Here is a 21,650-nt window from a genome sequence, read left to right as displayed (position 1 = left end):
AGAGGCTGACTTTACCTGATTTTTTTTGCCATATAAAAACCTACTTCTTGTACACTTTGTAAATGCCAGCAGGCTTTGTAGATTCTCCAGCAGGAACATTCGTAAAATCGTAATATCTTCCGTTGCCATCTGGCGTTATCACAAACGAGTACTGCCCATTTTCTCCCCAGTCCCATCTACGGTCTAAACCTTGCCTGCTGTAATGCGTAATTTCACCTTCATCTCCGCCATCATAAAGCACAAAACCATAAGTTGTTTCGCCTAAACTAAAATATCCGAACTCTATCAAAGTCTTTCCGCCAAAACCATAATCTTCACATTCCCAAGTCGTAAAACCAGAATCAGTATCATTGCTCGATATAGTTATAGCTTCATTTGAAGATGAATCAAAAAGGTGGATTTGTCTTTCGTTTGAGTCGCTGGAAAATACTCTTCCAAATAAAGTCGAATCATCAACCATTGAAGTTGTGGCACAAGATGAAAAAACTGTAAGAACAAAAAATCCAAATAAAGCAAACAATGTATTACAATATTTCCGCATAAAAATTCTCCTAGTCAACCCCACACACACAAATGGCTCTCCTTTAAAAGAAGAGCCATTTTCTCCTATCTCTTATCCCCTATAAAAGTTAATCAAACATCCTGCCTGAATAATCTTTCGCTCGTCGTCGGTCATGTCGCCGGTTGCAAGGTCGAACTCGGCGGTTGTGCCGTCGGCGCGTACTGCGTAGGCTTTTACGCCAGGGAGTTTTTCCGCAATCATCTTTTTTGCGCCCGGAACAAAAATGTAGTCGCCGTTCGCAAACGGAAGACCGCTTGGAAGAAGATTGCGCGAGTTTTCGCCAGAAAACTCGGAGAGCAAAACGGAGTTTTGCGACTCGCCCTGCTTATAAAGGAACGGAATCATTCCCCAGTTAATCAGGTTCGAGCGGTAGCGTTTTGTGGCGTAGTCGCTTGCAATGTTCGCAGCAGCACCAAGAACTCTCTGGCAGCTTGCCGCCTGCTCGCGCGCAGAACCGTCGCCCGGCTTAACAGCGTAGATTGTAGAGCCAAGACCGGCCTTTTCAATTCTTCCCTTGAACTCAGGATATTTTTCCTCAAGAATCTTTTCCGCGCGGCTCACTTCCGCCTTGACCTCTTCCGACCTGTCGCGGACAGCCTTTGCCCTTCCAACGTAGGCAGGATCTTTGCGGCTCAAAGTAAACTCCGCAAGTCCAAGCGGGTTTGAGCGGAAACTTGAAGTCTCGCCCGAAGGAATAAGCTCGTCCGTAGTTGTAACCGGGTCGTGGATTTCAGATACAACCTTGAGCAGAATGTCGTCAGAAAGCGGCTGCATCTCCGGCCAGTCCTTGATGTTCGGTCCGAACTGAATCTGAACTTCCGGATGCGCAACGCCCTTTGAGTCGTAAACGCGCTTTTCGTAGATTGTCTTGTCAAAGAAATATTTTTTCTTGCTGAACTCGCCGTCAGCCAAATCTGTGGCGGCAGTCAGGAAACCCTTGTTTGCGGCAGTCGCAGCGATTGAGCGTGCGTCCATAAGCGCAACAGAGGCAAGCTGACCGTTCTGGATTTTCGAGCCTTCGCGGTTCGGGAAGTTTCTTGTAGAATGGCGGATTGAAAGAGCGCCGTTGGCAGGAGTGTCGCCCGCGCCGAAGCAAGGTCCGCAGAAAGCAGTCTTAACGATTGCGCCCGCGTCAACAAGCGAGGCGAACGCTCCGTTCTTCATAAGCTCCATGTAGACCGGCATTGAAGCAGGATAAACGTTCAAAAGGAATTTTCCGTTTCCAGTGTCCTTTCCCTTCAAGATGTCGGCAGCCGCGCAGATGTTCTCAAATCCGCCGCCGGCGCAGCCTGCGATAACGCCCTGGTCAACGTAAAGTTTTCCGTCAATCACCTTGTTTTTGAGCGTAAAGTTCACCTTGTCGCCGAACGAAACTTTAGCGCGCTTTTCAGTCTCTTCAAGAACGTCCATAAGATTCTTGTTAACTTCTTCTATTGTATATGCGCAAGACGGATGGAACGGAAGCGCAATCATCGGCCGGATTTCGCCCAAGTCAAGCTCAATCGCGCCGTCGTAATAAGCGTCAGCGCCCGGATTCAATTCCTTGTAGTCGCCTTCCCTTCCATGAATTGAATAGAACTCGCGGATTTTCTCATCAGTTGACCAGATTGAAGAAAGACAGGTTGTCTCAGTCGTCATAACGTCAATGCCGATTCTAAAGTCAGCGGAAAGATTCGCAACTCCAGGACCCACAAATTCCATCACCTTGTTCTTAACGTAGCCGTTCGCAAAAACAGCCTTGATAATCGCAAGAGCAACGTCCTGCGGGCCGACGCCCGGAACAGGAGAACCGGTCAGATAAACCGCGATAACGCCCGGCATATTAACATCGTAAGTTTTTCCCAGAAGCTGCTTTGCAAGCTCGCCGCCGCCCTCGCCAATCGCCATAGTTCCAAGCGCGCCGTACCGGGTGTGGCTGTCTGAACCCAAAATCATGTCGCCGCACTTCGCAAGCATCTCGCGCGCAAACTGGTGGATTACAGCCTGATGCGGAGGAACATAGATTCCTCCGTATTTCTGGGCGCAAGTAAGCCCGAACATGTGGTCGTCCTCGTTAATCGTTCCGCCAACCGCGCAGAGCGAGTTGTGGCAGTTCGTCAAAACATAAGGAATCGGAAACTTTTCAAGCCCCGAAGCGCGCGCCGTCTGAATAATTCCAACATAAGTAATATCGTGCGAAGTAATTTTGTCAAATTTGATTTTCAGTTTAGAAGCATCGCCCGAAGTATTGTGCCTCTGCAAGATAGAATAAGAAATAGTGTTTTTAGCACACTCAGCCGGATTTTTGCCCGGCACGGACTCAACTAATTTTCCGCCCGAAAGAAAAGCGCCTTTTTCCCAAAGTTTCATAAGATTCCTCGAATTGTCAAAAAGATAAATATATAGAAGAGATTAGCATAAAACGCGGATTTTCTCAACGCTCGTTATTTCTGATAAAAAAACTGCCCGACCCTTTTTATGTAGTCAATCAAATCTTGGATTGTGAGTTTTTAAAAAATCGATATGTCAACTTTTGTTGGAAGCAAGGAACCGTCAAAATCGTTTACAAGTTTTAAAAGAACAGAACTTGGAATTTCTTCATCAAGTATCGTCAAATCTATATCGGAACCTTTGCGGAAATTTCCTTCTGCACGGCTTTCATAAACAACGATTTTTTTATCTGCGGATATTTTGCGAATATTTCATTTATGATTTTTTATGATTTTTTCTTATTTTAAAGTCAGTCCAAAAACCATTACAATTTTTCTTCCATAAAAAATATATCTGTTTAATTTTAAACTTTACTAGAATAAGAACAAATACTATCATGTTGTACAATGTTTTATCTGAAAACAAAAAAAACATTTTAATTTTTACACTGATTGCATCCGCAGTTGTATTTTCTGCCTGTCACTTCGGAACAGATGAAAGTTTTGAACTGAGCATAAAGGACACAACAAAAGACACTGCATTTGTAATTGGTTTTACATTTGATGACTCAACAAAATCTTACGCACGAATTAATCCTGGAACAATCGCAACAATAAACTGTGAGCAGGAAGTTACAAAAATCGAATTCTTTTCAGGAATAAATTTGCAGACTAAAGAAATGTATTTAAAGGCAACCTACAGCCACAGAATAAAACATACAACCACGCTCACAATTTCAGAAATTTCAGACGGAAAATATGTTGTGAAATAATCTGAATTAAAACCGCAATGTAAGCGAGGCTGTAACAGGCTGGTCAAAAAGATTTGAAAGTGAAACGTTTGGAGCGTCTGTTTCGTAATCTTTAGGCGAGCCGGTTGTGTTTCCTTCTGGATTCAAAGAAAGCTGTCTTGTATATGAAGCACCTATCTGGAAAACCGCATTCTCATTCATTTCGGCTTTAACACCAAGAGCGAATCCAGTTTCGTTTACAGTTCCGTGCAAGTTTCGTCCGCCACTATGCATTTCGCTCATGTGGTCAAAATTCGCCCAGTAAAATCCGCATTTAAAACCAACGATAAACTGAACATTTTCTGTAACATCATAAAGTGCTGAAAAAGGAACACTAACGCGCCACTCTGTGTTTCCGTTTTCTGGGATCCAGTTTGTGTTTTCTACAACTCTTCCAACTCCGTCTTCTTCAAGTTCAGAAATCCTTTTGTTTACGGAATTATCCGCAGTGTTTACGCAGTTGAAATTCATCATAAATGACGGACGCAAGCCAAATTTTAAATTGTCAAGAATATTCCATTTCCAGCCAGCCCAAAAAGAAAATCCCTGCATCGGAGCAAGCCCCGAAACTTCATTTACAGCGGAAGGATATTTGAGAGTCGGCATTACAGTATAAGTTCCGCCCACTCCACGCATTCCATCCGGTGAAAAATCCAGCTTTAAAATAAAAGGAATTTGCGCCACATCAAGACAAAGAGATTTCCAGTATCTGAATTTTCCTTCCGCCTCAAATCCAAGCTTAATAGGAACTGATTCAAAAGTTTTTCCGATTTCAACTTTAGGAGCGGCAGTGCCAAGTCCTTTGTAAACATTTTTGTCGTAATAGCTTGCGCGCACTCCAAGTCCAAGAGACGGAATGCCTGCCATTATGCAAACGTCCATATCGGTCAGATTGTGAGGCCACGCCTTGTGATTCATTATTTTTGCATTGTAGCCTGCGCCCCAGTAAATCCCAAGAAAATTCGCAGCCCAGGCAAAATTAATCGCATCATCATAAAGTCCGGTATGAAAATAATAATTGTCATCAAGCTGATTCTGCCAGTAGCGCACATCGAACATATCGCCGTACTGCGAACGGAAAACTCCGAATGAACACTCTTCTACAGTTCCAGAAGCATGAGAAAAAACTTCAGTTCCCAAAAAAACAAATAAAAATAAAAAAACTCCCAAAGCCTTCCAATTTTTTAACTTTAATCCGAACATAAATTTAAAACACCAAACCTTTTGTAATTTAGAAAACAGTCCAAAACAAGCGTATCAAAACGAAAACAATCAGCACGCATTTCTGTCATAAATTGAATGCAACTCTAGACAATATATTCGCTCAATATACTACACAAGATTTCTTTCGGCAAGCACCTTTGAATTTGAATAAACTCAGCGGACATACCGTGTCTGAATATACTTTATCACAAAATGCGAAAGTATAGTCATTCCCGTGTCAAGCCCGATAATGACATTAAATTATAAAACTCGAAATTAAGGACAGTTAAGTTATTTTTTATAGACTTTTTTTTTCAATCAGCTATGCAAGCCCCTTTCTGCATTTCATCGCTTTGCTTTTCAATCATTCTCGCAAGTTTATTTTGCAGTTCACAGTTTCTCTTATTTCTGTTTTCCAGTAAAAACTTTGTGTCCAAGGTTACAGCGTGGATTGTGTGGTAATTTTTGCTGCCATCGTGCCAGTTGCTTGCCGCATATCCGATGTATTGCAACTTTTTTTCCATATTATCATCCGGCAGAATGAACACATTGAAAATATCGCTGTGCTTGAACTGGTATTTTTCGCGCCGCTCGGAATCAAAAGTCTTTATGTCAGCGTCTATGTATTGCGCATAAGTAATCTGTTTTTGGATTGAATCAGTTCCGGGTATTGAGCCGTGAATTAAAATGCTTTCCTGCTCGCTCTCGTTTTCTTCAGAATCCAGTTTTCGGAGCATTGTGTAGCTGTAATATTTTGAATCGATAATGAAACATTTCCGCCTGTTTTGCTCCAAAGGATTTTCTGCAATCATAATTGTATCAGGCCGCAAAGGAGCGTTATTCTTTGGTTTTCTGCCTGGAAAATTCCATCTTGAAGCAGGATAAAAATATTCTTCTTTTTCCGTTTGCCCAACCGTTCCAAAAGCTGAATCAACCAGACTTTCCCAGACAACCTGAAAACAGTTTGTTCCGTAGCTGGCTTCTTTTGTCTCGCTTTCAGAATCAAAATTGTTTATAAAATCAAGAAGATTAGAAAAAAGTTCAATGCTCGATTCAAGATAAGTAGAGTCGATTTTTTCCTGCAAGACCTGTATGTAATATTTTTTATTTTTTGAAACATTATCTTCATCAAGCAGGCCTTTTTCGGGAACAGACGGAGTGTAAAGAAAACCGAAAATCTCAAAGCATTTGTAAACGCAGTATTTGTGAATCTCGGTTATAAACTGATTTTCCTGAATGCGGTTTTTGCGGATAATAAAATCCAAAAATGCAAGTCCGCTTTCTGAAACCGCAGGCTTTATGTTTTTTATTGTGCGGCTCCAGCTGATTTTTCCGCTGCTGGATTTTGCGTATAAACTTTCCTTTTCAAAATAATAAGTTCCTCTGTCTAAAAAATCTTCTATTACATAAAGCATAGATTTTATTGGAAAATCGCACTTTAGCTCGCCGTTCAGAACAGAAACCCGCTCGCCATTTTTATTTGAAGTGCAAAGAGCAATTGACTTTATCAGGTTCAGGATTTCGTTCCGCTCTTCCTTTTTGATTTTTGAGGCAGACAAGCTTGGTTTTTCAGGAAAATATCCCATCGGAAAAGTTACAGTCCGTTCCGACTGCGTGATTTTTATTCCCACAAAGTCGCTTCCATTCTGCGCAGTTTTTAGAGAAATCTGTATTTCTTTAGATAATAATTTTTCCGGCATAAAAATTGAAATTCCAGAAATTATTCAGACTTCGCAACTTGTTCTGGAGATTCAGTCAGCGGACTGTTGCTTTGCTTTAGTGCACTGACTAAATCTGAATTAAAGCAGTTTTTAAAGGCGTCTGCGCCTTTGAAGTTTAAAAGCAAATCGCCAAAAGTTTTTATTTCAGCTAGAAAAATCTCTTCTGGATTACGCTTGAAAATATCGTTCCAAAGATATTTCAGTACTTTGTTGGCAAAATCAGACTCAGGGATTTTTCGAGTTTATCTGTTTCAGGAATTTCTTCAGCTTTGTCAGTTTCAGAATCCGCCTTAACAAAGAAAAGCCCTAGCTGCTTGTCTTCAGCATTGGAAAATGAAATTTTAGAGTCAGAAATCCTTTCATTTATCTTGTCGCGAAAAACTCCCCATTTTATATTTGTCTCCCCTATTTTCAAGTCATACTGATTTTTTTGAGAATCTTCCATATCATCATATTTTATATTGTTCGGAATATATTCCATTTTCCATCTGCGCTGAAAAGCATTGTCAAGCATAAAAACATTCTGGTCGCTTGTATTCATCGTGGCAAGAATGGAAAGATTCGGTGGAAGACGGATTGGTGTGTCTAAAATCCATTTTTCTCCGCCAACATCTTTAGAATCTGGCAAAATTTTATCATTATGATAATCATTTTCGCTCATTATAAAAGAGCTTATATCTGGATTGTTTATAGAATAAGTACTAAATCCATCTTTTTCCCTATCAAGCAGCTGGAATAAATCTCCAAAAATGGCGGCAGCATTTCCACGATTCAATTCTTCAATTACAAGAAAGAATTTTTTGGAATGTTCTTTATATGCATGCTTTAAGATTCTTGCAAAAGGACCAGCCTTAAACCGATACTCTATGCCATCATCGACAAGAGGCATAATTTGCCCAACAAAATCTGCGTTTGTATAGTCTGGATGAAATACAACCCTGATAACCTGATGCTCCCTATCATTTTTATCATTTATAGCCGCATTTATTATTTTGTCAACTTTGTGGCTTTTTCCACAGCCGGGAACTCCGTAATAAATTAACTGAAAATGATTTTTTGCAAAATCACAAGTTTTTGCTATTAAATCACTTATTTTATCATTTGATTCAAAATCGTAACTTCTATTTAACTCAATTTTATTTAATAATAAAATTGAGTTCATATCCATTCCTGCATATAAAGTTTGAACTTGTGCACAACGAGTTAATTCTGTTGCGCTTGCAACTACTATAGATCCATTAAATTTTAATGCACCTGAAGTAGAATTAAAATTATTAAGAGCATAAAAATCTTTTTGATTTTTTTCATTATCAAATTGATTATACTCCAGCTTAACTGAATCATTATTATCAAACCACAAATCTGATACCGATTGCAAATTAAATCTTTGTATGAATAAATTAATTAATTCATTTTGATTAATTTTATTCTCAAATGAAGTTCGCCTTAGAAAAAAAATAGCCAAAGAAAGAATATCTATTTTATTTTTTATAATTTTTGAGAAAAAAATGTTTCTCCAGTTTTTTGAAAAAACAATAAACCAATTTTCCTCATTTATATTTAATGTTTCTTTTGATATGTCAAATATTTCTTGTAAAGTTAATTTTAACTTTCTCAAATTTACTCTATATACTTTATTACTAACAATATTCGCTTCTAAAACAGATAGAATGCAAATAAGACCACCAATTTTATCATCAAAACCATTTAATTTTTTATAAGCAGAAAAAATACATTGCGGTGTAAAATTATACATTTAACTTCTCCATTTTTATTTTTTCAAAAAGTTTTTTACTTATTGCTTCCAATACAGGAACAGAAACAGAATTTCCAAGCTGCTTATAAGCTTGATTATCAGAAACTGGAATTCTGAATTTCTCTGGAAATCCTTGGAGTCTCAAAGATTCTCTAACTGAGAGTTTTCTTCCTATATCCCATAGTTTTGGAGTTCGATTTGCAATTATTGTTGAAGCATAAGTATCTAAGCACGAATAAAAAGCTTCTTGTATTTGAGTTTTTGCAACATCACCTACATGAAAGCGTAAACTTCCATCAGATTTCTGAAATGAATAGACACCATACTTGCCTTTTTTTGTATTTGGTTTATATTTTGAGTTATCATGCTTTACTCTATCCGTTTTATTTTTTGCCATCTCAAAATGATAAGCGATTCTATCAAGCTCAAATTTTGGCAATTTCAGACTTTCATCTTGATTATCTAAATCAATTATGTCTCTTAAATTTTTATGAATCTTTGTACCTGCAGGAAAAACAAAATCCGTTTTCGATAAAAAACCAACACAGTACCACCGCTCTCTTTTTTGAGGAAGTTCAAAATCTAAAGATGATAAAATAACTTCATGAATATCATATCCAAGTTCATCTTTTAAAATAGTTCGTATAGTTGCTATTGTTTCTCCATTTTTATGAGAAATTAAGCCTTTAACATTTTCAAGAAAAATAAATTTTGGTCTATGAACTTTTAAAATTTCACAGATTTCAAAAAATAAAGTTCCCCTTGTTTTATCCTCAAAACCTTTTTTTTGACCAGAATAACTAAACGGTTGACACGGAAACCCCGCACACAGTACATCAAACTTTTTTGGAATCAAATCTTTAATTTCTGTTTTTGTAATATCACCAAACGGAACTTCACCATAGTTCTCAAAATAAGTCTGCTTTGCGGCATCATCCCATTCAGAAGAAAAAACGCACTGACCACCACATGACTGCATCGCAAGCCTAAATCCGCCAATACCTGCAAACAAATCAATAAAAGTAAAAGAGAGGCTTTCAGATGCACAAAATGGAACATCAAATTTTGAATTAAAATCTTTTGCAGAAGGAAGATTTTTTACATCAATCCCATTCTGCTCAAGAATCTTTCTATATTTTTCATCGGAAGCAGAACATTGAAGCTGAATATAATGGCTTAAGAGAGCATATTTTTCATCGAAAGTTTTTTCGCCTAAATATTCATCAAGGACTGCATAATTAACTTTTGATTTTTTACGTGTAACTTTCTGCTCATTTAAACGAGCGTTTTTTGGGACAGGTTTTTCGTTCATTTTTCTTCTCCATCTACTGCCGACAATGTAATTTTCTTGTACGCATTTTTCTTTGCGTCTGGATGAGGTTCAAGACCAATAATCGTTATATCATTCTGATTAGGCGCGTACACCCAAAATAATCTTCCTGCTGCTGGCTTATTATTTTCTAAATAAGATTCCCACACTTTCATTTCATAACGCTTTGAAAGGGCTTCAATATCATGAGTGTGAAGTCCTGTATGGCGCGGATTTGCAGAAAGAAGACGCATTGCCTTTCCAAGTTTTTGATAAAGCAAAACTTCATCTTTCGAGGCTGTCTTTTCCTTTACTTTTTTCTTTAATGAATCCCAAAATTCTTTCATTTCTGGAATTCCTAGGCGAATATTGAACAAAATTATGCCTCGAATTCCGTTAAATCAAGTGGTTCGGAAACATTTCCATTTTTTAGGTTTTTAACTGAAGAATCCATCATGTCAAGCGTTGCCTGTGAGACTTCAAAAGGAACAACAAGTTCACGAGGCTCAAGAACAATCCGACCGTCCGCAAATTCCTGAACATGATAGTATTCATATTTTGAATTTCTGAGAGTTATTCTTTTCTTCATGTCTGTCTTTGTATCGTAGGTTTTTACGGCTGTCATTGACATATTTTCTCCGTAGTGGGAAATCCCACTATCTATAGAATACGTCATTTTACTGAAAAACTCAAGGAATTTCTGTCCCAAAAAACGCCGTTAAAAAGGACAGGTTTTCAGTTCAAACGAAATGATTTTTACCAAGTTTTCCTTGTTCTCAGCAAGCTATAAGCAAAACATACCCACTTTGTCAGGTAAATTTAGTAACTATATTTGGAAAATATGGAAATGGATTGGCTCGTCTTTTTCGTTTGACCAGATGTAAATCTTATATCCTAAAGTTCTGATATATACCGGCATTTACGCAGTCTCCACAGAATCCAACGTTCTGTAAGTTGTAATCGCAGGATAAATTTGCTTCAAATATTCTATATAGAACTGATTTTTTTTATCGTCAAAGTTTGAATGCAAAATTTTTCCGTCATTTGAAAGCAAAATAGATTCCGCAGTCTTTGTGTCTTCAAAGCAAACATTATCATTCGTATAAGTGATGAGTACTCCGTCTTTTTCGCAAAATTCTTTTCGCATATTTTCCTCCCTGCTATTTTTAAATTGTAAGATAATGTCTTGGTTTGACATAAGCAATTCCTACAAACAAATTATAACATACTTTGTGGCATAGGAAAATAATGCAGCAAAATGCCCCCAAAAACATCTCTAAAAATATATTCATTCAAATCCTGGAAATTTTATTCCACATACATTATTCATATAACAAGCATATTCAAACATAGTTATTATTGTTAGTTTTTTTTTGTACTGCTTAAAAACATAAATTTCATAAAAAATGAATACTTGAAACTTCAAGCAAAATATAAAGATGTAGTACTACTGAAATTACAAAAAAGTATAAAGATTTAAAATTAAAAGAATTAAGATTGTCCTATGAATATCAAGAAAAACTACACAAGGAAAAAGAAGAGCAACGTCTGATTAGAGAACAAATGCGTGAAGAAGAAAAGCTTCAGAAAGAAATAGAAAGAAAACAAAAAGAAGCTGAAAATACAAAAATACCGACAAGTATTTAATTTGTATAATTCTAGTTTCGATTCTGTAAAGTCGCGGAACCGTAAATCAATAATAACAAGGCGAATGTAAACTTTTATATTTTACTGTCATTATCGGGCTTGCTCCGACTTTTTATCGCCAAACGGAAAATCCAGCAATCTGTAAAAAATCCGAATAGAAAGAAGAATTGATTTTTTCATTGTGCACCTCGTTTTAGTTGGATTTTATTAAAGTCAGAAGAAAACAGATATGCTTTTTCCGCATTGTTAGTTTTATATTTATTTTTTGTAAAAAATTTAAATTTTACTTGATACAGATTTATTATAAAAATATACTGTTTGTGAGGAATATTTTTTATGGAACAAAAACTTTCAGAAACTGACAGAAAATTATTTTATGTAAAGCTTCCTTTTCTGCTGCTTTTATCTTCGTTTTCACCATTCTTGCTGGCTCCAGTTTACCTATATATTACTGGAATTGCCACAATTGATGAATTTATTACCATCCTGCTTTCACCTTACACTATTCTTGCATACGTGATTGCGGTTTTGTGCCCGTTTGCTTTTTACAGGTTTCTTCGGAAAAATATAGAAACTTATGACGGAACAGATGAAGTCATTAGGAAAATAAATCTTCTATTGAAATATTCCGGAAAAATAATTTTTGCAATAAATTTAGTTTTGGGAATTGCAATACCTTTTCTTGCCTGCTTTGTGATTCATTTAAAAGACACGCAGTTTGCAGCATTTGAAGGAAGTTCTCCGTATCTTTCAATCATTCTTATATGCACAGGCTTTATGCTTCTCTACGGAATCAGTTTTTACACAGTTTTCAACAGCCGCTTCGAGCACTTCCTGCACTGGCTTCCATTTGACAAATCCGTTGTAACTTCATCAAACCGCGAGCGAATCATCTTGATGACGCTTGTAAATCTTTTGGGCTGCTTTCTAATTATTACGGCATCTTTTTTGGTTCCCAGTGTTGCATCCGACTCTTCGGTTTCTGGCGTTCTGAAAGTTATTTTCCCAGCGGCGGTATTCAGTTTTATTTCAGTAGGACTTACAACTTCAGTTACCGCTTACGACATAAAGAACAACCTTCAGCAGGAAAAAGCTATTTTGGGTGCGCTTGCTGAAAAAAACTATGCCATAAAACATGCGCAGGTTGTTACAAGAAACGACTTCGGAATCATCATAAACGACTTGAACAACGCATACAAAATCATAAGAACGATTTTTCAGGAAATCAGCAAGGACGTAAATTCCACGCTATCTGTTTCATCTGAAGTTTCTGAGCACGTTGACCAGTCAATTTCAGAAATCGCAAACGTAAAGAGCATTTCAAATTCTGTAAAAAATGAAATGATAAATCAGGTTGCTTCTGTTGAAGAGACGAGCGCGACAGTTGAAGAAATCATCAAGCACATCCGCCATTTGAACAATGAAATTGAAAAGCAGACATCTGCAATTGACCAGTCGTCGGCCGCGATCGAGCAGATGGTTGCGAACGTAAACGGTGTAACTTCAAGCCTTAAGAAAAACAACGGCACAGTCCAGGAGCTTGAAAGCGCATCCGAAGCCGGAATGAAAAAAGTCCACATTGCAAGCGAGCTTTCCGAAGAAGTTCTGGAAAAATCAACATTGCTTATGGACGCAAGCAAAGTCATTCAGGACATTGCAAGCCAGACAAACCTTCTTTCCATGAACGCGGCGATTGAAGCTGCCCATGCTGGTGAATTCGGAAAAGGATTCTCCGTTGTTGCGGACGAAATCAGAAAGCTTGCCGAGCAGAGCAATGAGCGCGCAAAATCCATTGAAACAAACCTGCGAAGTCTTTCTGAATCAATCAATTCGGTTGCCACAAACGCAAACGAAGTTTCTGTTCAGTTCAACAATATTTATTCTCTCATAAAGAAAGTTCAGAACGAGGAGCTTATAATTTCCAACGCAATGACAGAACAGACTGAAGGCAACAAGCAGATTCTTGAAGGAATCAGCCGGTTGACAGAATCAACAACAACTGTAAAGGACGGCGCGGCGGAAATGCTGAAAGGCGGCGAGCAGATTTCAATTGAAATGAAAAACCTGAACAAAGTTACTTCAGAAACAAACACAAAAGTAAATTCGATTAACGAATCTGTTCAAAAAGTTACAGAAACTTTGGCGGATTCAAAAGAACACGTTCTGGAAAATTCTGCAAATGTAAAGTCATTAAGCGAAAAAATGTCGGACTTTAAATTTTAACTTTTGCTATTGACACTGCTCCCCTTTTCCGTGCATACTGCAAAAAGCAAAGGGGGAGTAGTTACTTCCTTAAGAATCAACAGCCGGCTCTTTGAGTCTGGTTCTTAGGCTTCGGCTTGACCGGAGAAACAAGACCTTTTGCCTGATTATCCTGTTTGTTTCAGGGTGACCGGGCAAAGGGTCTTTTTTTTGCGGTGGCGGATTTTACAGACGGAGGTTTTGAAATGGAACGGATTTTGGATTATTTTTTTAGCGGAATCGGGGCGATGACCTGGCAGAATTTTGCTATGATTGCGATAGGCGCGCTGCTGATTTTTCTTGCGGTCTACAAAAAGTACGAGCCGATGCTGCTCTTGCCGATTGGTTTTGGTGCGATTCTGGTGAATCTTCCGCTGGCGGTTGTCCTTGGAACGGCTGAGCATCCCGGCGCGCTTCAGATTCTTTTTGACTGCGGAATTATGACGGAACTTTTTCCGCTGCTGATTTTTGTGGGCGTAGGTGCGATGATTGACTTTAAGCCGCTGCTTGAACGTCCGTGGCTTTTAGTTTTCGGGATTGTGGCGCATTTCGGGATTTTTATTGCGGCGGCGGTCGCATACTGGGGATTCGGTTTCAGCATAAACGAAGCGCTGAGCATCGGCGTTATTGGCGCGGCGGACGGTCCGACTGCAATTGTTGTGGCAAGCCGTTTCGCAAAAAATCTTTTGGGACAGATTACGGTTGTCGCCTATTCGTACATGAGCCTTGTTCCTATTATAATGCCTCCTGTAATCAAGCTTCTTACAACAAAAAAAGAGCGCACGACTAGAATTCAGGCGAAAAACAAGAACATTCCGCATTGGGTGATGGTCGTTTTTCCGGTGGCGGTTACGGTTGCGGTAAGCATTCTGATTCCAGACGCGGCGGCTTTAATCGGTTTTCTGATGTTCGGAAATTTAATCCGCGAGTGCGGTGTTCTTGAAAAACTTTCGTCGGCGGCGCAGAACGAACTTTCAAACATTGTGACTTTGCTTCTGGGAATCAGCGTGGGAGCGAGCATGACGGCGCAGAATTTCCTTAACGTTCAGACGCTCCTGATTATGCTTTTGGGGCTGATTGCATTCGCAGGCGACACAGTCTGCGGAATCCTGTTCGCGAAATTCCTGAACCTGTTCCGCAAAAAAGGAAACAAGCTGAATCCGATGATTGGCGCGTGCGGAATCTCTGCGTTTCCTATGGCAAGCCGCGTGGTGCAGAAACTTGCCCTTGAGGAAGACAACCAGAACTTTATCCTTATGCACGCGGTTAGCGCGAACGTCTCAGGGCAAATCGGGTCGCTTGTTATAGGCGGAATAATAATGGGATTTTTGGGCGGAATGTAGGCAATGTCAACAGGAATAATGATTGCAGGGCCGTCCGGAAGCGGAAAAAGCTCGCTTGGGAAAATCGTCGCGGAAAAACTGGGCTTTCCGTATTTTGATGTGGACGATTATATTTGGAAGAAAGACACGAGCGCGCCATACACTCAGATGTATTCAAAGGCGGAAAAGATAAGATTGCTGAAAAGCGGCATTGAGCCTTATGAGCATTTTGTAATGGCAGGCTCGATGAGCTCCTTTCATCAGGCGTTCGACGACAATTTTGAGATGATGGTCTTTCTTTACGCCGAGCCTGAAATCCGTTTGCGGCGCGTCCACAAAAGGGCAATGGAACGGTTCGGCAAAAGAATACTTGAAGGCGGAGATTTGTACGAAAGCCACCAAAAATTTCTGGAAAGCAACCGAAGATACGAAAGCGACAGCTCTCCGAATCTTGGCGAACAGAAAGAATGGATGAAAAGTCTTCCGTGCGTAAAAATCGAGCTGGACGGAGGCAGAAGCCTCGAAAGCAACGCTCAAATCATTGTAGAGAAATGGAATAAAATGAAGGGAGAAGTTAAAATCTAAAAAGGAGCAAAAAAATGTGCGAAGAATGTTACTCAGACGAAAACAGAATTACTCCGCTGCTGAATCCCTTGGACTGTCTGGAAAACCACACTCAATATATCTGCGGAACTTGCGGACGCTGCATCTGCATTGAATGCGACCCGAAAAGAGGCCTGCAAAGATGGAATTTTCCCTTCAAGTCATTGGAAATCGCAAAACTTTATTTGCGGACAGCCGACTTCACAACAAAAAGCTCATGCGGCATTTACGAGATTGAAAACAGCAAAGCTAGGCTATCTTATAAAATTTTCGCCGCAAGCGAAGATCTGGAACTCTTCCTCAAAAAGAACAAGGACAAAAAATGCAGACAAATGTCCCCTGTTTTCAGCGTTGAAGAATACAAAGAATATCCGCACACACAAGTGCGAAAACTGACTTCCGATGAAATAAAAAAATATATGAGCGAACGATGAATTTCAGTTTAGGAGTTTTGTTTATCCGCTGTGCCGGATGTGATATACTCGGCTTGGCGGATCATTGACCTGTCGGTAATGGTGGAAACAAAGTTTCAACCAAAATCCACGAATATCAGGATGGTCTAGTGCCGAAAATCTTGATTTCTAAAGCCTTTTCTTTTTTATATTAAATTTTGTTTTGTCATTGACAAATGGCACAACATATCAGGAGGTATTTATGAACAAAGAAAAAGTCAGAGAAGAAATCATCGCGCTCAGAAAAGGCGCGAATGTCGCCTACGTCGGCTCGGTTAACAGAGAGGGATTTCCGCAGATCAAGGGAATGCTCGTACTCGAAAGCGAAAGCATGAAGGTTCAGTATTTTTCGACGAACACAGGCTCACGGCGAGTCGCTCAGTTCAGGGCGAATCCCAAAGCATGCGTTTACTATGTTGACGACACAAAGGACAAATACAAGGGCGCGCTCTTCACCGGCACAATCGAAGTCTGTACTGACCACGAAACAAAGGCAATGCTCTGGCGCGACGGATTTGAAATATACTACCCGAAAGGCGTGGACGATCCAGGCTACTGCGTCTACCGCTTCACCGCACAAAGCGTAAACTATTACCACGGACTAGCCAACATGACGCTTCAGATTGAAGAGGTGGAATAACAAAACATTTATAATATAAAAAAATTTAAATTATCTGAATCTAAAAAACAATCAGCGGAATTTTTCGGTTGATTGTTTTTTCTTTTCAAGGTAAACTCTATAAAAAAAATAACATCAGTTATAAAAATATTTTTATTGGAGGGTTAAAATGAAAACAATCGGACTTATCGGTGGAATGAGTTGGGAAAGTACAATTCCATATTATAAAATCATAAATGAAGAAATCAAAACAAAACTTGGTGGACTTCATTCTGCAAAAATAATTCTTTACAGTGTTGACTTCGATGAAATTGAAAAATGTCAGTCCTGTGGAAATTGGGAAAAAAGCACTTTCATTCTTGGAGAAGCTGCAAAAAAACTTGAAATGTCAGGAGCAGATTTTATTTTAGTCTGCACCAACACAATGCACAAGTTTATATGCAGATCCAGTCAATGATAAAAATTCCTGTGATCCATATTGCCGATGCAACAGCTTCCGAACTGAAAAAAAGAAAAACTTTCAATGCCGGACTTTTTGGAACAACGAACTTCGGCGCATATTTCATCAGCACGACCAGTAGCCACTACGACTGGGCGCTAAAAAAACTGAAGGTGCACAGAAAGATTGTCGCAAGTAAGTAGAGAAAATCATCGCTGAAAATGTGGTCATTGAGTTTACCGAAATGTTGAGCCACTGAATGTTGAGCCCGTCGAAACACGGAATGTGGTCATTGAGCTTGTCTAAATGACCGCTACACATTTCCGCCCACGCCTTTGAACTTTTCCACCAGAGCCGTTATCTTCTGAAAAACTGTATGTTTCTTTGTCAAATAATTCGGGTTCAGCGGACTCATTTTTGGAAGAATTGAATTCAGCTCCGTGCCGTTCTCGCTTGCGAACTCTTTTTTCAGGGAAACTGCTATGTAATGCCTTGCTTTTTCCGGATTCAGTTTTTCTTCCGCAATCAGTTCGTCCACTTCATGCAGCTGCTCTTTCTGGGCATATTTGAAAAATTCGTCAATTAAAGCAGCCTTGTCATTTATTTCGTCAAGATTAGTTTTGTTGATAAAATCGACCAGCAGGCTTTCCTTTGCCCTGTTTCCAATGCTTGAGCGGATAAGACGGCGGGCATCTTCAACTAGAGCCTCTTTGTTCTGGTTCTTCCTGTTGTTTTCAAAAATCAATTCAAGAATGTAGTCAAGATTTATTTCCTGCGACTTTAAAAGGTCTACTTCAAAAACTACATCGTTCCAGTCAAGCGTAAGAGAGTCTTTTTGATTGGAGGCCTTTTGAACTCTGAGCCACTCCCGGATATCATTGTACGTTGACTTGTAGTCTTGAACTGCACGTTCAGAAGGAATTTTCACATCTTTTATTAAGTTGATTGTTTCGTCAGACAGATAATATTTCGCCTTAAAATCTTCAACTTCTTTTTCGTCATTTTTGTCAATCTGTTGAAATGCCTTTAAGCCCGCAAATTCATCATAGTTTTGAAGAACGTTTTCTATTCTGAGGTATTCACCGAAAAGTTTTATAAACTCGATTTTTTGATTTTCGGTTATAATGTCCTCTGGATTCGGGAATTTTTCTTCAAGTTCCTTGACAACTTCAATATATCCGCGGCAGGAGTTTCCTGTTTCCTTATCCTTAAAGCCCTGCATATATTCGCTGTAGCTTCGTTCAAGGATAATATGGTTTGTTGCTCCAAAAAGCTTGATTGCGCCAATTGTTGCCTGCTCCAGGTTCCTGAATGTAACAATGTTTCCGAAAGTCTTTGTCGAGTCAAAAATCCTGTTCGTGCGTGAATAAGCCTGGATAAGTCCGTGGTAACGCAAGTTTTTGTCCACAAAAAGTGTGTTAAGCTTTGGTGCGTCAAAACCGGTCAGAAACATTCCGACGACAATAAGAAGGTCGATTTCCTGATTTTTTACACGCAAAGAAAGGTCCCTGTAATAATTTTGAAAACTTTTTCCTTCCGTGCTGAAGTTTGTTGCAAACATTTTATTGTAGTCATTTATTGCGGAATCAAGGAATTCTTTTGAGCTTGAATCCATTGTGCTTGTCTCAAAACTTTCGTCTTGAATTTCTCCGATTGCGTTCTGCTCCTCATTTGCGGCAAATGAAAAAATTGTGGCAACTTTCAGTTGTTTTTCGAGTCCAGCCTGAAGATCCTTGAACATTTGATAGTACATTTTTGCTGATTCAACGCTACTGACTGCAAACATTGCGTTAAATCCGTTTTTGCTTCCTGCGTTTCTGTGGGTTTTCTGATTGAATTTATCCAGCACATACTGGGTGATTTCTTTTATTCTGTCAGGATGAAGAAGAGCCGCTTTGTTTTCTGCGGCAGAAAGTTTTTCTTCGTCCTGCTCAGATTCAATTGACTTAAATTTCGGACGCACATCATTATAATCGACTTTAAATTTAAGTACTTTTTCATCGCGGATTGCGTCTGTGATTATATAAGAATGAAGCTGCCTTCCAAATACTGACGCTGTAGTTTCCGCACCGAGCGCATTTTCTGTGAAAATCGGAGTTCCTGTAAAACCGAACTGATAATAAAATTTGAATTTTCTCTTAAGATTTTTCTGGGCCTCTCCAAACTGCGAGCGGTGGCACTCATCAAAAATAAAGACAACCTGCTTCTTATAAATTGAAAGATTGTCCTCGCTTTTCATAAGGTTGTTCAGTTTTTGAATTGTTGTTACGGTGATTTTGTTGTCGTCTTTTTCAAGATTCCGTTTTAGTCCGGCGGTGCTTTCCGAGCCGTTCACGCTGTCTGGAGAAAAACGCTGATATTCTTTCATTGTCTGGTAGTCCAAATCCTTTCGGTCAACAACAAAAAGAACTTTGTCGATAAAATCGAGTTTTGTAGCAAGCTGGGCCGCCTTGAAGCTTGTGAGGGTTTTTCCGGAGCCTGTCGTGTGCCATATATATCCGCCGCTTTCCGTGCCGCTCCATTTTTTTGCAATGTATGAGCTTTTTATTTTCCATAAAAGACGTTCCGTAGCCGCAATCTGATAAGGCCGCATTACAAGAAGCGTATTTGTCGTGTCAAAAACCGAATAAGTGAAAAGAACATTGAGCAAAGTGTTTTTCTGAAAGAAAGTCTGCGTAAAATCGGTCAAATCTTTTATGAGCGAGTTGTCGGACTTTGCCCAGTTCATTGTAAAGTCAAAGCTGTTCTTGTTCCGTTTTGTGGTATTCGCAAAATAGCGTGTGTCAGTTCCGTTGGAAATCACAAAAACCTGGAGATACTTGTAAAGCGAATGTTCGGAATTGAAGCTTTCCTTGCTATAGCGGTGAACCTGATTGAATGCCTCGCGGATTGCAACACCGCGCTTTTTCAGCTCCACCTGCACCATAGGAATTCCGTTCACAAGAATCGTAACATCGTAGCGGTTCTGATGAGTGCCTGTCTGCTCAAACTGCCGGATTACCTGAACCTTGTTGCGAAGAAGCTTTTCCCTGTCTATAAGATAGATATTCTGAATATGTCCGTCGTCAAAGACAAAATCGCAAATGTAATCATCGTGAATCTTGCGCGCCTTGTCATCCATTGTGTCACCGGGCTTGTCAAGGTAAGTCTGAACGTAGCGTTCCCATTCGCTGTCAAGAAAATGAACGTTGTTCAGCTCTTCAATCTGGGTGCGCGCATTTGAAAGCAAAGCCGCGCTGTTTTTCACGTCCGGAAGATATTCATAGCCAAGATTTTTCAGGTCGTCGACAAGCTCACGCTCCAAGTCAAATTCCGACTGGTAGCCGTTCTCGCAGACCATAAGCGGCTTTACGTATTTGTCCAAAACAATGTAATTCGGAGACTCGGCAATTGTCTTGTATTCTGTCATTTTGAGGATTCCTTATAGTATTTATTATTTATAAGATGATTTAGCAAGAATTTTACAGTTTGTTTTTCCGGTTCTGTTGGCTCAGCAACAATCTCATTAGATAATGTCGAATGACTTGTAAATTGAATTATTCGGTTATAATATAATTTTTTGTCATCTGGTAATAATTCAGACCATTTTGGATAGCCTAAGAAATTTGCAGTTTTTTCATAAAGATTTCTTAATAATATAAAATGATATTTTTGGACATTATTAGAATCTATAGCTTTTTTTATTGTTTGTATTAAAAAAAGATGATAAGAAAAGCATTTGTTTGAATCGCCTTTTTTCTCTGTTAGTTTATAAGTATTATCATCTTGAAGTTCTAGCATATATCCATTCTTTAAATCTAGTTCATTATACAAAACATTATAGAAAAGCGGATTGTGCGTTGTGATTATAAATTTCACTTCAGATTTACTGTTTTTTATCAATTGTGCTAAATCAACGGCAAGTTCAATCAAATGATTTTCATCCAGTGATGTTACAGGGTCGTCAATAAAAATATATTCCAAATGGTCGAAATCATTTGTGCTTCTATCATTTGCATCTGCAATATTTAAAACTTCTACAATCTGTTCAATCAGACTATAAAAAATACACCAAACGAAATTACTTTCTTCACCTTTTGAAATTTTTATATTATTTATGCTGTCATCTCCGCCACGGAGTATGGAGAACGTTACTTCTGAAAAATCATCGTTGATTTTTGGCGTAATTGAAGAATGTGTGTAATGCTTAAAATGATTGGCAATATTACCATCTTGTCCTTGTTCTTTCAAAAATCCAAATGCTAAATTTGTAAAATTATTTGGTTGTATAATAATTTTTCTGTTTTCATCACCATCCAAATCATTGTCCCAAACAAACAAATCCTCTGTAAATGCATTGTAATATAAAAATTTAATAGGAGAATTATCCTCTTCTTCACTATGCTTTGGATTTACTAATTCTTTAAATTCACGGGAAAGTCTAGTTTTTCCAACTCCATTAAATGCATAAATCAATTGGACTTTTTTATTGTTATTTTTCAGTTGCTCTGCAATTCCTGTTAAACTTAATCCCATAAAATATATTATAACACGATTCATTATTGTTTAAAAGACAAATTCTTGTTGGTTCGGCTACG

General features: G+C 38.8%; 21 protein-coding genes. 9 read left to right on the top strand and 12 right to left on the bottom strand.

The genetic code is table 11. The features are described from left to right. Positions 1–40: 40 nt before the first annotated feature. From TRESU_RS02740 to TRESU_RS15900, 3 genes are all read right to left on the bottom strand, one after another. Positions 41–541 carry a hypothetical protein gene (locus TRESU_RS02740; RefSeq protein ID WP_013700789.1) on the bottom strand — a complete coding sequence of 167 codons (501 nt, stop codon included), beginning with the start codon at positions 539–541 and terminating at the stop codon, positions 41–43. Positions 542–613: 72 nt separating this feature from the next. Further along, the gene (locus TRESU_RS02735; protein ID WP_013700788.1) at positions 614–2,911 is read right to left on the bottom strand and encodes a hydratase; all 2,298 of its coding nucleotides are present in this window, start codon (positions 2,909–2,911) and stop codon (positions 614–616) included. A 140-nt stretch (positions 2,912–3,051) separates the two neighbouring features. After that, the gene (locus TRESU_RS15900) at positions 3,052–3,213 is read right to left on the bottom strand and encodes a nucleotidyltransferase domain-containing protein (RefSeq protein WP_425358551.1); all 162 of its coding nucleotides are present in this window, start codon (positions 3,211–3,213) and stop codon (positions 3,052–3,054) included. A 155-nt stretch (positions 3,214–3,368) separates the two neighbouring features. Here TRESU_RS15900 and TRESU_RS02730 point away from each other — a divergent pair, with 155 nt between their 5' ends. Further along, positions 3,369–3,743 (top strand): hypothetical protein, encoded by a 375-nt coding sequence (locus TRESU_RS02730; protein WP_013700787.1) that lies wholly within the window; start codon positions 3,369–3,371, stop codon positions 3,741–3,743. Positions 3,744–3,749: 6 nt separating this feature from the next. Here the strand turns inward: TRESU_RS02730 and TRESU_RS02725 are convergent, their stop codons facing one another. The 7 genes from TRESU_RS02725 to TRESU_RS02695 all read right to left on the bottom strand — a co-directional run bounded on the left by TRESU_RS02725 (position 3,750) and on the right by TRESU_RS02695 (position 10,897). Then, positions 3,750–4,964 carry a hypothetical protein gene (locus TRESU_RS02725; protein ID WP_013700786.1) on the bottom strand — a complete coding sequence of 405 codons (1,215 nt, stop codon included), beginning with the start codon at positions 4,962–4,964 and terminating at the stop codon, positions 3,750–3,752. A 314-nt stretch (positions 4,965–5,278) separates the two neighbouring features. Next, entirely contained in the window at positions 5,279–6,664 is a 1,386-nt protein-coding gene (locus tag TRESU_RS02720; protein WP_013700785.1) for an LlaJI family restriction endonuclease, read from the bottom strand. 220 nt (positions 6,665–6,884) lie between these two features. After that, complete coding sequence (locus tag TRESU_RS14040; protein ID WP_013700784.1) at positions 6,885–8,441, bottom strand: AAA family ATPase; 1,557 nt, start codon at positions 8,439–8,441, stop codon at positions 6,885–6,887. Further along, the gene (locus tag TRESU_RS02710) at positions 8,434–9,753 is read right to left on the bottom strand and encodes a DNA cytosine methyltransferase (RefSeq protein WP_013700783.1); all 1,320 of its coding nucleotides are present in this window, start codon (positions 9,751–9,753) and stop codon (positions 8,434–8,436) included. The genes TRESU_RS14040 and TRESU_RS02710 overlap by 8 nt, the downstream gene beginning before the upstream one ends. After that, the gene (locus TRESU_RS02705; RefSeq protein ID WP_245535690.1) at positions 9,750–10,097 is read right to left on the bottom strand and encodes a hypothetical protein; all 348 of its coding nucleotides are present in this window, start codon (positions 10,095–10,097) and stop codon (positions 9,750–9,752) included. Before TRESU_RS02705 ends, TRESU_RS02710 begins: the two co-directional genes overlap by 4 nt. A gap of 32 nt (positions 10,098–10,129) precedes the next feature. Continuing rightward, positions 10,130–10,381: a hypothetical protein gene (locus TRESU_RS02700; protein ID WP_013700781.1), complete on the bottom strand. Its 252-nt coding sequence runs from the start codon at positions 10,379–10,381 to the stop codon at positions 10,130–10,132. Positions 10,382–10,669: 288 nt separating this feature from the next. Beyond that, positions 10,670–10,897 carry a hypothetical protein gene (locus TRESU_RS02695; protein WP_013700780.1) on the bottom strand — a complete coding sequence of 76 codons (228 nt, stop codon included), beginning with the start codon at positions 10,895–10,897 and terminating at the stop codon, positions 10,670–10,672. 350 nt (positions 10,898–11,247) lie between these two features. On the opposite strand from TRESU_RS02695, the gene TRESU_RS15070 reads away from it, so the two are divergent. The 8 genes from TRESU_RS15070 to TRESU_RS15790 all read left to right on the top strand — a co-directional run bounded on the left by TRESU_RS15070 (position 11,248) and on the right by TRESU_RS15790 (position 17,276). Then, the gene (locus TRESU_RS15070) at positions 11,248–11,397 is read left to right on the top strand and encodes a hypothetical protein (RefSeq protein ID WP_169309729.1); all 150 of its coding nucleotides are present in this window, start codon (positions 11,248–11,250) and stop codon (positions 11,395–11,397) included. 336 nt (positions 11,398–11,733) lie between these two features. After that, on the top strand, positions 11,734–13,620 hold the full coding sequence (locus TRESU_RS14035) for a methyl-accepting chemotaxis protein (protein WP_013700779.1): 1,887 nt from the start codon (positions 11,734–11,736) through the stop codon (positions 13,618–13,620). Between the two features lie 224 nt (positions 13,621–13,844). Further along, positions 13,845–14,981, top strand: coding sequence for a sodium ion-translocating decarboxylase subunit beta (locus tag TRESU_RS02685; protein ID WP_013700778.1), 1,137 nt, complete (start codon positions 13,845–13,847; stop codon positions 14,979–14,981). A 3-nt stretch (positions 14,982–14,984) separates the two neighbouring features. Continuing rightward, positions 14,985–15,545: an AAA family ATPase gene (locus tag TRESU_RS02680; RefSeq protein WP_013700777.1), complete on the top strand. Its 561-nt coding sequence runs from the start codon at positions 14,985–14,987 to the stop codon at positions 15,543–15,545. A gap of 14 nt (positions 15,546–15,559) precedes the next feature. Further along, on the top strand, positions 15,560–15,997 hold the full coding sequence (locus TRESU_RS02675; RefSeq protein ID WP_013700776.1) for a hypothetical protein: 438 nt from the start codon (positions 15,560–15,562) through the stop codon (positions 15,995–15,997). Between the two features lie 181 nt (positions 15,998–16,178). Continuing rightward, positions 16,179–16,655, top strand: a complete 477-nt coding sequence (locus tag TRESU_RS02670; RefSeq protein ID WP_215904938.1) for a pyridoxamine 5'-phosphate oxidase family protein — start codon at positions 16,179–16,181, stop codon at positions 16,653–16,655. A gap of 148 nt (positions 16,656–16,803) precedes the next feature. Next, positions 16,804–17,091: an aspartate/glutamate racemase family protein gene (locus tag TRESU_RS15795; RefSeq protein WP_148228242.1), complete on the top strand. Its 288-nt coding sequence runs from the start codon at positions 16,804–16,806 to the stop codon at positions 17,089–17,091. Further along, positions 17,088–17,276: a ClbS/DfsB family four-helix bundle protein gene (locus tag TRESU_RS15790; protein ID WP_148228306.1), complete on the top strand. Its 189-nt coding sequence runs from the start codon at positions 17,088–17,090 to the stop codon at positions 17,274–17,276. Before TRESU_RS15795 ends, TRESU_RS15790 begins: the two co-directional genes overlap by 4 nt. 110 nt (positions 17,277–17,386) lie before the next feature. On the opposite strand, the gene TRESU_RS02660 is transcribed toward TRESU_RS15790, so the two are convergent. Both TRESU_RS02660 and TRESU_RS02655 read right to left on the bottom strand, forming a co-directional pair. Beyond that, a complete protein-coding gene (locus TRESU_RS02660) occupies positions 17,387–20,482 on the bottom strand; it encodes a type I restriction endonuclease subunit R (protein ID WP_013700774.1) in 3,096 nt (1,031 codons plus the stop codon). Beyond that, complete coding sequence (locus tag TRESU_RS02655) at positions 20,479–21,588, bottom strand: AAA family ATPase (RefSeq protein WP_041612162.1); 1,110 nt, start codon at positions 21,586–21,588, stop codon at positions 20,479–20,481. Before TRESU_RS02655 ends, TRESU_RS02660 begins: the two co-directional genes overlap by 4 nt. Between the last annotated feature and the right edge of the window lie 62 nt (positions 21,589–21,650).

It is taken from the genome of Treponema succinifaciens DSM 2489, from assembly GCF_000195275.1.
GTDB lineage: Bacteria > Spirochaetota > Spirochaetia > Treponematales > Treponemataceae > Treponema_D > Treponema_D succinifaciens.
The sequence above is the reverse complement of the archived record's forward strand: the minus strand, read 5'-3'. Positions and strand labels throughout refer to the sequence as shown.